This window comes from Cellulomonas sp. GbtcB1 (genome assembly GCF_019091725.1).
In the GTDB taxonomy this organism is placed as follows: Bacteria; Actinomycetota; Actinomycetes; order Actinomycetales; family Cellulomonadaceae; genus Cellulomonas.
This window is the reverse complement of sequence record NZ_JAGXJG010000499.1, coordinates 1-240: the sequence shown is the minus strand read 5'-3', so window position 1 is coordinate 240 and position 240 is coordinate 1. Positions and strand designations below refer to the sequence as shown.

Annotated in this window: 1 protein-coding gene; it reads right to left on the bottom strand. The window is 67.5% G+C overall.

Annotated elements, in window-relative coordinates; all coding sequences use genetic code 11:
- The coding region (locus KVT14_RS21160) for an S-ribosylhomocysteine lyase (RefSeq protein WP_217617370.1) at positions 1-240 on the bottom strand (240 nt) is incomplete at both ends.

Here is a 240-nt window from a genome sequence, read left to right as displayed (position 1 = left end):
CCCTCGGCCCACTCGCCCTGCAGGATCAGGTAGAACCCCGTCTGGCAGCCCAGCGGGGAGAAGTCGATCACCCGGTCGCTGTGGTTGCCCGAGTGCTCGGCGAACAGGTGCTCCAGCGAGTGCACGACCGCCATCTCCAGGTGCGTCTTGTTGGGCTGGGCGTACCGGATGTCGTACTTGCTGAGCACGTCGCCCGCCGTGTGCACCTTCGTGTCGGCCAGCCGGATGTACGGAGCGGCC